A 14,785-nucleotide genomic window follows, 5' to 3' on the forward strand; every position below is an offset into this window, starting at 1 on the left:
GTCAGATATCCCCGAACAGCGCCAATTGTTGTGATTCCTCCGGCCGTGTCTTGGGAATTACGACATCGGCAAGGGAGAGCCCACCTTGGAGGAGCGATGGGATGTCCTGATGCGCCGCGGCCGTGGATACAACAGTACCTTCCTTTTCCGGGATGAAAAGCAGCACCTCATCTAAACCGATCCCATCATCACGGAGCAGATCGGGTGAATGGGTGCTGATGAGGATTTGTCTGGCTGTGCGCCGCTGAATGCGGGCGAACATTTGTGGCAACAACCGTATGATTTCGGGATGAAGGGAAAGTTCGGGTTCTTCGAGAAGCAGCGGACCGCTTCCCTCCATTACCGCCCATAAAAGACCCATAAGACGCAAGGTGCCGTCCGAGAGTTGTTCCTCGGTCTGCCATGCGCCTCGTGGCCGCCAGTGCTGAAATTTTCCCCGCAAGTGGGGCGTCCCACGGGTATCGCGTTCGAGTTCGATTTCCTGAAGCTGAGGGACGGCAACGTGAAGAGCGTTTTTTATTCGGCGCATTCGCGCATTGCGGGTCTTTTCAGGTGTCTTTGCAATCTGCTCTAGGAAATCTCCTCCAAACGGATCATCAGAACGGCCGACGGAGCGATCGGGCTCTCTCACAAGCTGAGGGACGATATGGAGGTAACGGATGGATGAAAAAAATGTTGTCAGATCGCGGAAGGGTCGATTCACGTTTACCTGCTCAAGGTAGGTCTGTGATAATCTGGCTTCGTCGTAACGGTCTTCATCATTGGGGCGGTCCAGAAGAACCTCTCCGTTGAAGGCCACTCGTTCTTTTCGAAGGATCGGACGTCGCTGTTTAGTTTGGTTGAATGTGATCTCGTATTCCCATTTTGAAGTATTACTTGGGTCTCTGAGTTCAACAGACAACCCGACATATGAGTCGCGCCGGGCAGCTAGGCAACGAAGAGCCGTGACGCCCCCGCGGCGTTCGATGGATTCTTGAAATCCTCCGCCGGGTGAAGCGAGATCTCTTAGAAACCGGAACGCGTCCAAAAAATTCGATTTCCCGGAAGCATTCGGTCCCACCAAAAAAGTGCGATCCTGGATAGCCACCTCCGCATTGGCGAAATTTTTCCAGTTCTTGAGACCTACGCGACAAAATATCAGGTTCTTACTCATGGCTTTCCTTTCATATACATTTCATAAATGCCTAACATTACCCTCTTTATTGCCCCTTTTTAAGGGTATTACCTCTTTTCCCTTTTACGCCATAGAGCACCGGGGCCTCGCCCGATACATTCGACGTCACCCTTGGCCTGGAGATTCCGAAGGACTCTGCGGATCATATCCCGGCTTACACCCGGACAGGCTCTCTCCAAATCATTAACCGAAAACTCAGCAGAAAAATCCCTCACGGCCTTTTCGATCAATTCCGTTTTAGCGCCTCGTGGAGCTTTGGTCCGGCCCAAACGATCCTCAAATTCTCTGTAGGCCGTTTTCAAAATCGACAAGAGATAATTGATATATGGCCACGGGTTGTGCTTGCCCTCATGCCAGCCCTGGGAGCTTTGCTGAAGGGTTTCGTAGTATCGTTCCTTGTCCTGTTCAATAAGGCGCTCCAGGCTGACATATCGTCCGACCTCGATCCCGAGATGGTAACATTGCAGGAGCATCAGAAGCCGGGATACCCGACCGTTGGCGTCTCGAAACGGATGGATGCACAGAAAATCCAGGTTGAAGGCGGCTAAAAGTACAAGAGGTGGGACTTTTCGATCCTTGACGGCATCATTGTACAATTCGACAAGATCCCGCAGGCAGATGGGCGTGTCCTTAGCCGGAACCGTTTTGAAGCGGACTCGAGACCTGCCATCCGGAAACTTTTCTATGATGTCGCCGTCTTTTTCCTTGTATTTTCCGGCATCCCGGATCTCCCCGCGTGTCATGCGGTGAAGTTTTAAAATGGTTTCTTCCGATATCGGAATTCTTTCGCCCTGCCCATGAATCCATGTCAGGGCCTGCCGGTACCCCCGCACTTCCTCCTCGTCACGGTCCCGCAGCAGAGGTCGGCCGAAAACGATGGTGGCGATTCTGGATTGATCGACTTCCACGCCCTCGATCCGGTTTGACGAAACAGCGCTTTCAATGAGCGCGTGCTCCCGAAGAACCTTGAGACGTTGCGGCGACTGGCGGGTGAACAATTCCTGTTTTCCACGCGCCTCGCCGAGATCGGCGAGGTACCAGGAAGTGGCGGCAGGAACCGACTCGAACTCGTGGGAAAAAAGCCGAAGAGTGATCATGGCGTTTCCCTTCCATATGGCTTACTATCCTCCCTGACAGTCATCGGTTTCGTCATGGCGTTCACTTTGAGCCAGTAGTGGGCGACCTTGGTCACTTCCCGCCAGGGGAACCTGGCCGGGTCTTTGATCGGCTCCTGCATGATCGGATGGGTGGCGCCTGTCTGCGGATCAGGCAGGCAGTTCGTGACCACGTAAAGCCAATAGCAGTCCCGGCGGTCCTCGGCTACGCGCCTTTCATTTGGCGTGAGCAGAATTGTGCCTGTGGCTGCGGCCAGACCCTTGACTTCAATCAGGCGCAGCTCCCCGGAATTCAAATCCAGACTGGTAATGTCGTAACCCAGGTTCTTTTCATGAACGTCGTAAACCTGGCGGCCCTGGGCTTGCTCATGTTCCATTACCACCTGCATGGCAATGGCCTCGGTCTCCAGGTTCGGTCGCATGTGGCGCACATCCGGCGCCTCTCGCTCGGGATGAGGCAGGACAAGGACGCTCGCTATCCGTTCCACAGCCTGCAGGGACAACGACCGCTGACGTTCCAGTTCCTGCCGGCGCCGTTCCCGTCGGGCCAGGAGTTCAGCGTGGCGGTTTTCGGCCTGAGCCAAACGGCCATCTGCGCCGGCAATGCCTTTTTCCTTGTCTTCATTGGCTTTTCCGATCTCTTCATCCGCACGCTGCAGCAACTCGGTCAAGGAGAGCTCGACATGCTCGACAATGCGTTGCACCTCTGCCAGACGCTCTTCACGTGTTTCCTCGAGAAAGGGCTGGAGCGCGCTCTTATGCAACCACTCGGACGGCTCGGGCGCCGCAGCAATAGCGGGTAGCTGCTCTGGAGGCGCCGCGGGAGAAAAGTTCCCCAGCATGTTAGGTTCGCGAAGCCTTGGCTCACTGTCGCCGATAAGTTCCAGCGCAAAAAGACGCTCGTGAACGATATGGCCGAGGCCGTCCACTACACGGGCACGATAGAAGTCGACGCGTGAAGGTTTCTCGTGTTGCAGGGAATAAAAGCATGCTCCCTTTCCGAACACTTCGGCCGCTTTGCTACAGGCATGCCTGCGGAGGGCCTCGAAAAGCGGATGACCGGGGGTGACCCATTCAAGGTTGTGGGTTTCAGCGGCTTCACGGTCGGTGGAGCAACGTGGATACTTCGACGCCAGGGCGGGAAGTTTCCAGTCCGGCTCACGTTCGTGCCGTTGAAGCGCCGGCGGCGTCCGGGCCGGCTCGAAGGTGTGATCCATGCCCTCTATGATTTTCAACTTGAGCGGAACGTATTCGGATGCCTCGCGAATAAAACGAGCGATGGTTTCCGGCACGACGCGGCGTTCCTGGGCGCGGGCCCGACGCTCGATCAGCATTTCCAGGTTCAGCTTCTTCGCAGCCAGGCCTTCGAGCGCGTTTTGGCATATTGCCCGGAAACGCCCTTCGTCAACGTTTTCAAGGAGACGCTCTTCAAGGTCGGCATCGCCAAGTTTGCCTGAGTAGTAGTCCCGCAGTACGCGCTCCACATGTGCGGTCGGGAGTACTTCCCCGAGAACGTTGAAGACTGCGTCGTCGTCCAGGGCATCACGAATTTCCTGGAGCTTCTCCAGTAGTCGCTGAAGAACCCGTCCCTCAATGGTGTTGGTAGCCACGAAATTGAAGATGAGACAGTCCTTCCGCTGACCGTAACGATGGATGCGTCCCATGCGCTGCTCAAGGCGATTCGGGTTCCAGGGGATGTCGTAGTTGAAAAGAATATTGCATACCTGCAGGTTGATGCCTTCTCCTGCCGCCTCGGTGGCCACGAGCACCTGGATTTCACCTTCACGAAATTGCTGCTCCGAGAAAAGACGCGTACCCGGCTCATTGCGGGAGCCCGGTCTCATACCGCCATGGATGCAGCCTACCTTGAAGCCCCAGGTCTTCAGATTTTGGCTGAGATAGTCAAGGGTGTCCTTGAACTCAGTAAAGATCAGCAACCGCTGTTCAGGATGATCAAAGAAGCCTTCCTGGTGAAGCAGGTCTTTGAGCTTGGACAGTTTTGCTTCCGCTTCCGAATCTTCAACGGCCCGGGCCTGTTCGGCAAGCCCGCGAAGTTCCGCGATCTCCTCGCGGATTTGCTCGGCGTTGCCTGCGAGCGTGATGGCTTCAAGCATCTCTTCCAGCCGCTCGCGCTCATTTTCCTCCATTTCCTCGATCTCCTCCGGATCGGGAAGGTCGGGTGGAGCCAGTCGGGCCAGTGCTTGAGCTTTCTTGATACTTTCTTCCAATCGGCGCGCCCGGTTTTCCAGGCTACGTCGCATGGCGTAAGTGCTGGAGGCCAGCCTGCGCTGATAGAGGGACATCAAAAAACCTACCGCGCGGGCGCGGGGATCGTCACCCTGGGCGGCGGCTTTTGCACTCTGGCGTTTGACGAAACGGGTAATCTCCCTGTAAAGGTCAAACTCCGGACCATCGATCTGAAAATCGACCGTGTGCGGAATGCGCTTGGTGAAAATCTTCTCTGCCACCCAGGTTCCATCCGCCCGCCGTTCAGGAAAATAGACCATCGCCTCCTTCGTGCGGCGAAGATAAAACGGAGCACGACGACGTTCCATGGCCTCGTGGATGGAGCGGACATCGGCATAGGCATCCGCATCAAGCAATTGCAGGAACAGCGAAAAATTGACCGGGTCACCCTTGTGCGGCGTTGCCGTCAGCAGAAGAATATTGTCCGATGTATCCCGCAGGAGTTCCCCGAGGGCGTAGCGCGCCGTCTTGCGGGCAGGGGGAGTCCAGGACATGCGATGGGCTTCGTCCACGATAATGAGATCCCAGTGGACCTGTCTCAATCCCGGCAGAATTTCTGTCCGTTTGGCAAGGTCAAGCGACGTGATGACCTTTTTCTGTTCCAGCCATTGGTTGACTCCGAACTGGTCACGAATGTCCCCGCCTTTCAGGACAAGGAATTTCTCATCGAACTTTTCTTTCAGCTCCCGCTGCCACTGGAACGACAGGTTGGCAGGACAGACGATCAGAATCCGTTCGGCAAGTCCGCGCAGTTGGAGTTCACGGATGAGGAGGCCGGCCATGATGGTTTTTCCGGCGCCGGCGTCGTCGGCGAGCAGGAAACGGACACGCGCCAGTTTCAGAAGATAGTCGTAGATGGCCTCGAGTTGATGGGGCAGCGGATCGACCCTTGAAATCGAAAGGCCGAAATAGGGGTCGAATTCCCAGGCGATGCCGAGTGAATATGCCTGAAGACCCAAACGAAGGAGATGGCCGTCGCCGGCGAAAGTAAAACCGGAGTCATGGATGGTCAGCCCTTTAATGTCCTGTTTTGTCAGCGTAACTTTTCGGAAACGTTCGGTGTGTGTACCGACAAGACCGACCGTCCAGGTTCCGTCATTGCCGGTGCGCACCGTTTCCACACGCATCGGTTCGTTAAAGAGCGAGCCGGTTAAAGTACACCCTTCATGTATTGAATCTCTTGAAGTTGTCATCGCTTCTCAGCCTTCCCGCTATCGTCAATACGACTATCATCCGCTCCGCCTGTTTTCACCCATTCGTTCACTTCTTCCTTGCGGAATTTCCACAGGCGCCCCATCCGGTACGAGGGCATCTGCTTTTCGGAAATCCATTTATAGACCGTATCCCGCTTGATGCCGAGATAGGCCGCGATCTCATCCACGGAGAGCCATCGGTCTTCCATCATTCACTCCAGTCGCACAGGGCCCCGTTCCATTCCTGAACGGCCTCAATCCTTCGGTTTAGAGAATCGAATCCGTCCTGGACAGCCCCATTGGTTTCCACCCGGTCCGATCAGACCAAACTGGTACATATTATACGAAATCCGACGAACCTTCAAAGGGTTTCTCCGGGTTTGACGGAGCCATGGTTGTCTGGGCCACGAGGGCCTCAAAGGGGTGTAAGTCTGGGCATCGTAGAGCCCGTGAGATAGCCGCTGATGTCACTTCTGCTTGACGAACGTCTGAATATGGTCGTAGGCGGCAAAGGAACGTCTCTGGCGGGTTGTTCGACCCTTGGCGCGCACAGGACTGGCGTACCACCAGAAGGCCGGGCGGGTTGTTCGGGTGCGTCGCGGGCTGTATGCCGTCATCCCGTCGGGAGTCGACACCACTGAAGATGAAGCGACGGGTTTCAGGCTGGATGTGCTCAAAAAGGTTGCCCACCTGCTTGGGCTGCTCGATGCCATACAAAGCCACCCTTTCCTCAAAGGGAAGTTGGTCCTCAAGGGCGGAACGGCCTTGAATCTTTTCATCTTCGATGTTCCTCGGCTCTCCGTAGACATCGATACAATGCCTTGTGGAGAACCAGGGTAAATGTGCGGGTGCGCGTAAGTCGGCGTGGGCGCGCCAGAAACGACGAGGCCCCGAAGGGATCACCCTGCGGGGTCTCGCGTTAAGCAAGAACCGCTGAAGTTCAGCGAATTGAATTCTGGCTCCCCGTGTGCAACCCTCTTCATAACCGTTCTCTTTCTCCCGCAGTTAACCGAAAACCTTCAATATCAACTGGTTATCAAAGATCAGGCCGTTCCCGATGAGGCGGAAGCGGCGTCAAGATACATTTCCCTGGCAATCGGTCGACACAAGGGCCTGGTATGCACTAAGCCTGGGTAGCGCTCCACTATTGCCATGCCCTTGTGCCACCTGCCCCATCGGTCGCCACCTTGCCGTTACCGTTGCCCTTGGCCAAATTTGCCAGGTAGTCGGAAATGGCAAACCCGGGCTGGCGGCACTCCTGGCTGAACCGGCTCATCCAATCGCCGGCCAACCTCTGAAAACTATGGCGATCCCTGTGGACGCATCGGTTCTCGGGCGGGTGCGAAGCGAACTCGGTGATTGCGTTGAATACCGCATAGGCGTTTTCACCAAGATCATCTCTGTATCGACTGCAGAGAGCACCCATGTGTTGAGACAGAACACCCCAATCGCTGGCTATTGGACCATCTGGTTTCATATCCTTTGGCTTTCGGATCAGAAGAACCCCACGGAACAGCGGTTCAAATTCCTGATGGGTGACCTTGCAATCTCGAAGGACGCCCAGATATTCACTGAAGCTGGCTCTGAGTTTGGAGAGGCGCTCATGTGCGACCTCAAAATTGATCTCTTTTCCGATATCCCTCTGCAGATGAGTGAATTTAAAGCGGATGATCGATTTGGGGAGGATCAATCCATTCTTGCAGACCTTTCGAAGAAAACCAATGTCGAAGGCGAGCGCCCTCAAACCGTTATAGCTGTTCGTTACACGGATGAACGGCCCGAATGCGTCCGGCCGGTCCTTGGCTGGAACGAATTGGAAGTCCAAGGCCGCTGAGTTGTGAACGAGGTCAACGAAGCAATGCCCACCGGTCCCCGGGGCGTCAGTTGCTTTCACCTCCCACTCGCCGGGTTTGGTTTCGGGGAAGGCGGTTTGGCAGCACTGATATGCCCAGTCCAACGCCTCGCGATTTGTCACCAACCTGTAGCCCCTGCTGACCACCCCCAACACCCGATTGGTCTTTTTGTTCACAATCGCTTTCTTATCAGGCACCGAGAGCCGCCGCTCTCCAGATTCCGTAGGAACACTCACAAAAACCGGGTGCTCTTCGACTGGAAACAGAACTTCGTCAATTTGTGTTAATCGGGGCATAGCTTCATCCCTCCCTCCCAATCAGTATCAATATTCTTTCTCCTGGTTCGTCGGCATATCCCGCTGATCGAACACGAGTAACCGCTCCGCAAGCTCCAACGCATCCACAGGCCAGAAACACTCGGGCCGGGGATGGCGCACATTAGGCTGTCCCGCTGCGGGGCGGCAATTGAGCAGGGAGTCGACCCATTGGCCGGGGACGGCGTCCCGGCCGTGCACAGCGCCCAGGATCGCGCCACAGATGGCGGCGTTGGTGTCGGTGTCTCCGCCGCGCATGACGGTGTCCATAACGGCTTCCTCCAGATTCGTGGTATGCAAAAGCTGCCACAGGGCGTTGCGGAATGCCGTCAGCACCCACCCCTGCTGGTGGACATAATCCGCTGGCGGTGATTCGGCGGCACCTCGGACCGCTTCCAGAAGGCTCCCATCCACCTTCATGTCTTCCGCCCAGGTCACGATCTGCTCGTACAGATCTCGACCATCGCACCCCTGGCGGATGGCATGGGCAATCGCCATCGTGAATAATGCATTGGCTTGCTGACAAATCGGATGGGGATGGGTGATCGCCGCGTCCTGCCGTGCCCACTCGGCAACCAACTCAGCGTCATGGTTGGCTCCGAAGATGCCCAGCGGGCTGATCCTCATCATCGCGCCGTTGGCCTGGCTGTCCGGATTGGGACGACCCCGCAGACCTCCGGCGACGGTCATACCGCAATCGAAGGGACCGGAGTCCAGCCAAAAGATGTACGCTTTTCTGGCTTCATCGGGATCGTACCTTCCCTGGTCCGCCAGCATGCGGGCCAGCGAAAGCGCCATCTCGGAATCGTCGGTCGGTTGGCCAGCAATCGTGTTCCAAGTGCCTCCGTCAGCAAGTTTCTGGACGCCGTTCGGGTATTCCCGCCGGATGTCATCTGGAGCCCGAAACTCGACCAGGCTGCCAAGGGAGTCTCCTGCGAGCTGGCCAAGTAGGGAGCCCTGGGCGCGGGAGAGTATATCGATGTCGAGGAAGTCCCGGCGCGTTGAGCCGTCGCCTCCGTTCAATATTCCCATACGACCTCACAGGCCAGGTATTCGCTCAGCACCATCCGAACAAACACGCCACCCGTTTCGACCACCGCATATCGATAACGATCAGGTTGAACCACAACCCAACCACCTGAGAGCGGGAGTCGGTCCGGAGATTTCCCGAACGCTCTCAGGAACGCCCGGCTCCCGATTTCCGGCCACAAGTCGACCTTGTCGCCGGCGACCTTCTCGAACGCCGATCTTTGGTCATCGCTCAATATCTGTAGGGGCGCAAAACCGACTATGCTCGGTTTCTCCAGTTTCGGGTATAACTCATATGCAGCGTGCCCTCTTGCGAGTTTCAGGATCACGTTTCGAACCCGATCAGCTTCCGGCTCCCAAAACAAGTTGTCCGCTGCATCTCCTTTTCGAGCACTTTCTATCCTGTATCTCAGCGTCGGATTTTCTCCCAGAATCCGCTTTACATTAGAACGATGCATACCGGAAGTTTCTGTTCCACCGCAGATAACACAGTCTAAAAAGCAAGCCAGATATTGCTCGTCCAGCGAGAACGAGGCGTTGCACCCTTGGCAGGCACCGACGACCGGCAACTCCGGTGGATAGGGTTCATCCAACAGGACCCTCGAGGGAACGTGGTCGCGCGTATCCGGATGGGTGCCGCAATAAACGCACATGCCCGTTTGACGTTCATCGATAAACAGATGCCGTGGGTCCATCATTGCCCTGTTTGTGCAACCTGATTATCCTGAGTCTTCTGCGCAAGCAGGTACGAGAATTTATCTCTAATCAACTTCTTGCGCTCTTCAATGAAGTCTTCGAAGCGGTCGATCTTCCAGAGGTCCTTATCCTTCGGTACCAAGTGCATGTCGAGGTAGCTTTCCGGCTTGCCGGAGAACCAGGCTTCGGGCAAGGTGTCCGATTTACCGCCGGCACCGTTCTCAGCCTGGGTCAGCAACATGCAATTGGCCAACTGGTCGCGCGCATCCTGTTTGTATTTCACGATGCTGAGCCGACCGGTTTCGGGGCTGGCGGTCTTGATCTTTCTCAAGGCGCTCTGCGGAAAGATGTGGTCGACCTGCGGGAGGTTGTTATCGTAAGCAGGCGTGTAATTGAACTCCCGGTACCACAGATTGAAAAGCAGATGGATCGAATCGGAACCGTAACCCATCTGCCAGAAACGATCTTCGGTAAGCTCGAGACTTCGTCCTTTTGAACGGACGGCGTCGAAAAGATGGTTCAAGTCGAAGCCGTTCCGCTCCTTGATCTTTCCGACGCAGTCGTCGATGAGTTGGTCCGGAGTCCCGCTGAAAGCACCGCTGATCAAGGCGCGCAGTAGGTAGTTGTCTATCCCCTGCGCAGCCTTCCAGTTATCTGGAAAATGATAGCGGGAATAGACCAACGGAATCAGGACGAGATAGGACGGCAAGGCTTTGTCACATCGGATGAAGGTTTTCCCGCGGACGAAGTCCAGAACGTCTTTCAGCGCTTTCGTGATGTCCTGCCACCTGGTTTCGATTTCCTCCCGCACACCCGGTTTGCGGAACTTCGAGACCTCATAGCGTGCGCCTTGGTTCAACAGCGTAAGGCATGATTTCAAAACGAAATCACGTGTGAAAGCGAATCCGTGGCGGTTGAGGTCCGACAGGAGGTCCTCCATTTGTTCGTCGGCGCGATCCCAGCTTGAGCTCAGCAAGGAAAAAAGCAGATCGGATTTACCCAACCGAGTGCCGCCGGAATTCGCCCGTATAAAGACTTCCACAACGTCGTCTTCGGTGTAGAGTTCGGCGTTTTCGGTGCTGTCGAGTTCCTGGTATGAAATCCCATCGTCGGAATGAAAAGTCTTGAATACGATGCCGACGTGGCGGCTTATTTTGCGGCGTTCATCAGGGGAGAGTTCGCGGCCCGCTTTGACGATCAGGTCCTCCGCGGCGGTAAGCGGATCTGCGGTATTGAAGACCAAGTCTTTGAATCTGATCCACGGAAAGCCCGTTTTGCCTGCATCGAGAAACGCAAACCTGAACTTGACGTCGTCCGGGGCGGACACTTCTCCGCTCAAAATGTCGAGGAAAAGCTCCCGCCCTTCATAGCTCCCGCACAGACCGATGAACAGGCTTTGAAGTCTCTGCTGACCGTCCAGAACCAGACATTTCTTCTTGCCGTTTTCGGGGACGTAAAAATCGCTCAACCGGAGCTTGCTGCGGTAGTTGTCGATGAACTTTCTGTGGCGGACCTCAGCCCTGGTCTTCCATATCAGCAGAGTGCTGATGGGGTATTCCCTCAGAATCGAATCGAAGAGACGGCAGATCTGGTCTTCGCTCCAGACGAACGGCCGCTGGATATTGGGCAGCCAGAAACCGCCGTCCTCGTCATGATTGTTTAAGAAGCTGACGATCTTCCGCAGAGAATGTTTCGGAGTCTTCATTATTCAGCGCCGCCTCCGTCGCTTTGCTTATTCTTATCCCTTGGGTGGATATGGGTCCTTGCCGTAGGTGTGCTCCGTTTGAATCGTCATATCCTTCTTGTGGATGACGACCTGCCCGAGCTCCTGGTTCTTTGCAGCTTCCTTGGCGCGGTTGATTGCATCTGCTTTCGTGTCGTGTTTGCTCAGTGCCCTGGACGCATTCTCTTCCTTGACCTTCCAGCCGCCGTCGGTATTGGGTGTCACATGGTAAGTCTTGCGCTTCGACATCTTCATGCCTCCTGATTTGAGTTGGTTTTCTCTTCGTGCCCGCGGACCGCTGCGAGTATCCGATCAATGCATGCATCGAAATCCGCTTCGACTTCATGCTGCCACAGGCGGATCACCGTCCATTCCATCTGCCTGAGTTTCCGATGGTTTGCGGCGTCCCTTTCCCGGTTCCTGTTTATCTTCTTTTTCCAAAAATCAGAGACCTTGTCCTCCCAGGAAGGGAATCGGTATCCGTGCCAAAAATCGCCGTCCACGAACACGGCGACCCGGGCCTTTCTGAAAACAACGTCCGGCTTGCCGGGCAGATCTTTGACGTGCTTGCGGAACCTCAATCCTCTTCTGTGAAGAGCGGAGCGTACCCGCATTTCAAGGCCGGTATCCTTGCCCTTGATGCGGGACATACAGAAGCTGCGCTGTTCGGGTGTCAGGTTGTCCGGCATCAGTCCTGTCCCTGATACAAACTGAAAGCCCTGGCCATCTCCCTGCGCCCCGGCAGGTGGAGTTCGGGGGGAGCGGTCGTGAGGACCTGAAAGCCCTGCGGCGTTCCGGGGCAGATTTTCTGGAAGTCGCACTTGGAACACTTGTCGGGATACGGTCGCATCGGAAAGTCCGACGCGAGAATGCCCGAGACCGCCCATTCGATGTTTGCGAGTGCTGAATCCACCGCCTCCTGGGTAATCGGCACTTCAACTCTCTGGTTGTCCTTCAAAAGATGAACATTGCCTGTTCTCGCATTCTGCCCGAGAACCTGGTCTGCGGCTCTTGCATACAGTTGAACCTGTAAGGCAAGCTCGGTCCAGTCGAGGTCGTCGTTCTCACCCGGCGTCTCTCCGCCCTCCATCGTTTTGAAGTCAATGATCTCGGCCTGGAGGATGTTTCCGTCGTCATCTTCGTGGAGCAGGAGATCAATCGAGCCGGTGATGACGCAGTTGGAGGCCGGAATCTCGAAAACCGCCTCAACTTGTCTCTCCCGCTCGAAATCCTCGCCGAAAGACGCCACGTAAGCCTTAGAGCTTTCCACAGCCCGGTTTTTTGAGTTTTCGTAAGCGCCCGGCCGGTTACCCGGATCGCCGCTCTGGGGCACGTGCTTCAAATGGAATGTGTTCAGCACAACCTGCTCCACCTGGTTCTCCGCCGGAGGCGAATCCGGGTGAAGCTCGTGCAGCTTCTGGATGGACGTATGAACGGTCCGTCCGTAACCGAACATTTCAGGGACGATGGGATTGAGTCCGTAGCGTTCCCTGAACTGGTAGCTCCTCGGACATTGCAGGTAATACCTGATCTCGGTGAAACTGGTCGGGTAGTCGGCGTCTTCCACCCGCCGGCGCGGCGCAGCCGGAACAAGTCCCGCCGGCAGACCGGCACCGTTCTGAACCACCGCTGGATGAGTGACAAGCTGTAATGCATATGGAGATTGGCGGGCTGCTCGTTTCGCCTGTGGCAGATTCTCCGCTCCACTCACGTGGAGATAACGCTCAGCGCGTGTCGCAGCAGTGTAAAAAAGCCTGATTTCTTCATCCGGGGTGCTTTGATATGCGCCGCGGTTGATCGCCGTGGCCATGACGCCGGGCGGCAGCCAACCCGAGTATCTGCTTCTCTTTTTCGGGAACCTGTGTGCTTCGACGTCTACAACGAAAACGCAAGGGAACTCGAGTCCCTTCATCTTGTGAACGGTCGAAATCGTGACGGCGTCCGGTCTTTGAAGCACGTCGTCGGTTGACATGTCGTATCCCGTTTCGGCGGCGTTCTGAAGGAAGTTGAGGACATCTGAAAAGCGTTGCCTCGAATCCACGCTCATATAGACCGTTTCGACGTCCAGGATCATGCGGCTGAAAAGCCCGATGTCCCGCATGACGTCGTCGCTGAAGTTCGTGCGGGCGATGTTGAAAGCTTCCAGCAGATCGTAAACAAGCTGCTGCGGGTAAAGCCGGATTCTTGTCGAGCCCTGAGGGCGGTGAATCCGCCGGCTCCAGTCAGTGAGAACGCGCACAAGTGCGTTGAAGTCCGCATCAGGATACGCAGGCAGTACTTGGCTGTTGAAGTGCTGCTGCACCGTATTCCGGTCAAGCGGAGTATTGCGGAGGAGTTCAAAGGTGCTGCGAAGAACAGATGTCTGAGGGCGGTCGAAGGGCCCCCCGCCGGCTTCCAAACTGAAAGGAATGCCGAGGGCCTCCAGGGCGGCCGTAAACGCCGCATGTCTCGGCGTGTCATCCTGTTCCGCCTGACGTGTCGAGCGCATCAGAATCGCGAAATCAGCAGGCGTCAAACCACGGACGACGCCGTTGTCATCATAGGCGGTGCCCAACAGCCCCTGGATTCTATCCGCAACCCATCCCGCCTCGGCGTCGCGGTCCGGAAACCACAGCACCCTGAAATCCTGGGGCGTACGATTCGCAAAGGCCGCCGGATTTTTCGGAATCCGGCTCGGCCCCAGCATGGCGGCTGCGAAGGCGTCCGAAGCCTGGACGATGGGCTCCGTGCTTCGGAAATTTTGCGACAGGGTATGCACGCTGCAGCCGGCATAACGTCGTTGAAAACCTAAGATGTTGCTGACATCGGCCCCCCGCCATGCATAGATCGACTGGTCGTCGTCTCCAACCACGAAAAGCGTCTGCGAGCGCTGATGCAGCAGTCGGATCAGCTCCTCCTGGCAGGGGTTGACGTCCTGATACTCATCCACCATGAGGTGGCGCAAATCCCCAATACCGTTTTCCACGCCGGCTGCATTGGAACGGATCGCCTCGACCACATCCCGGATCATCAAAGAGAAATCGATGTATTGATCCGTCCTGAGACCGTCCCGAATGCGGGTGAGCAAGTCACCGATGGCTTGATCTTCAGCGGCGACCGTATTGAAGTTCAACAGCTCATCATTTGCGGTCTTCCACGCGTCCGACGTCTGCTTGATCGTATCGAAGTAGCTGCCTTCTTTTGTCGCAGTCGCGCCTTTGGCTCGTCTGCGGAAAGGCCTAAGACCTAAATTACCAAATCTTGAAATCAGATACAGCTTCAGCCGGTTCTCATCAAGAACGTCGTACTGTCGATATGTGGCGTCCATATCACCCAGCACGTGCTGGCAGTAGGAGTGGATGGTCCCGATATACATCGCCCCCATCACGGTGGGATCGAGTCCTGCGGTGGTCAGGGCTTGAGAAACCCGGCGTTTGATGGACTCGGCCGCCTTTTCGGTGA

Annotated in this window: 11 protein-coding genes and 1 pseudogene; 1 reads left to right on the plus strand and 11 read right to left on the minus strand. The window is 56.0% G+C overall.

What is annotated here, in order from left to right:
• Position 1: 1 nt before the first annotated feature.
• The 4 genes from GX147_01905 to GX147_01920 all read right to left on the minus strand — a co-directional run bounded on the left by GX147_01905 (position 2) and on the right by GX147_01920 (position 5,941).
• On the minus strand, positions 2 to 1,141 hold the full coding sequence (locus GX147_01905) for an AAA family ATPase (protein NLN59463.1): 1,140 nt from the start codon (positions 1,139 to 1,141) through the stop codon (positions 2 to 4).
• An 80-nt stretch (positions 1,142 to 1,221) separates the two neighbouring features.
• Complete coding sequence (locus GX147_01910) at positions 1,222 to 2,271, minus strand: Fic family protein (protein NLN59464.1); 1,050 nt, start codon at positions 2,269 to 2,271, stop codon at positions 1,222 to 1,224.
• The gene (locus GX147_01915; GenBank protein NLN59465.1) at positions 2,268 to 5,729 is read right to left on the minus strand and encodes a DUF3883 domain-containing protein; all 3,462 of its coding nucleotides are present in this window, start codon (positions 5,727 to 5,729) and stop codon (positions 2,268 to 2,270) included. Before GX147_01915 ends, GX147_01910 begins: the two co-directional genes overlap by 4 nt.
• Positions 5,726 to 5,941, minus strand: a complete 216-nt coding sequence (locus GX147_01920) for a helix-turn-helix domain-containing protein (GenBank protein NLN59466.1) — start codon at positions 5,939 to 5,941, stop codon at positions 5,726 to 5,728. The genes GX147_01915 and GX147_01920 overlap by 4 nt, the downstream gene beginning before the upstream one ends.
• 403 nt (positions 5,942 to 6,344) lie before the next feature.
• On the opposite strand from GX147_01920, the pseudogene GX147_01925 reads away from it, so the two are divergent.
• A pseudogene (locus GX147_01925) lies at positions 6,345 to 6,542 on the plus strand (nucleotidyl transferase AbiEii/AbiGii toxin family protein).
• Between the two features lie 331 nt (positions 6,543 to 6,873).
• Here GX147_01925 and GX147_01930 read toward each other — a convergent pair.
• From GX147_01930 to GX147_01960, 7 genes are all read right to left on the minus strand, one after another.
• A complete protein-coding gene (locus tag GX147_01930; protein NLN59467.1) occupies positions 6,874 to 7,878 on the minus strand; it encodes a DUF932 domain-containing protein in 1,005 nt (334 codons plus the stop codon).
• 27 nt (positions 7,879 to 7,905) lie between these two features.
• Entirely contained in the window at positions 7,906 to 8,928 is a 1,023-nt protein-coding gene (locus GX147_01935) for an ADP-ribosylglycohydrolase family protein (protein NLN59468.1), read from the minus strand.
• On the minus strand, positions 8,916 to 9,620 hold the full coding sequence (locus GX147_01940; GenBank protein ID NLN59469.1) for a hypothetical protein: 705 nt from the start codon (positions 9,618 to 9,620) through the stop codon (positions 8,916 to 8,918). The genes GX147_01935 and GX147_01940 overlap by 13 nt, the downstream gene beginning before the upstream one ends.
• Positions 9,620 to 11,326 carry a DUF262 domain-containing protein gene (locus GX147_01945; protein ID NLN59470.1) on the minus strand — a complete coding sequence of 569 codons (1,707 nt, stop codon included), beginning with the start codon at positions 11,324 to 11,326 and terminating at the stop codon, positions 9,620 to 9,622. The genes GX147_01940 and GX147_01945 overlap by 1 nt, the downstream gene beginning before the upstream one ends.
• A 33-nt stretch (positions 11,327 to 11,359) precedes the next feature.
• A complete protein-coding gene (locus GX147_01950) occupies positions 11,360 to 11,569 on the minus strand; it encodes a DUF2188 domain-containing protein (GenBank protein ID NLN59471.1) in 210 nt (69 codons plus the stop codon).
• A 26-nt stretch (positions 11,570 to 11,595) separates the two neighbouring features.
• Positions 11,596 to 12,033, minus strand: coding sequence for a very short patch repair endonuclease (locus GX147_01955; GenBank protein NLN59472.1), 438 nt, complete (start codon positions 12,031 to 12,033; stop codon positions 11,596 to 11,598).
• The coding region (locus GX147_01960; GenBank protein NLN59473.1) for an ATP-dependent helicase at positions 12,033 to 14,785 on the minus strand (2,753 nt) is incomplete at its 5' end. The genes GX147_01955 and GX147_01960, both read right to left, overlap by 1 nt.

It is taken from the genome of Deltaproteobacteria bacterium, assembly GCA_012522415.1.
Lineage (GTDB): Bacteria > Desulfobacterota > Syntrophia > Syntrophales > JAAYKM01 > JAAYKM01.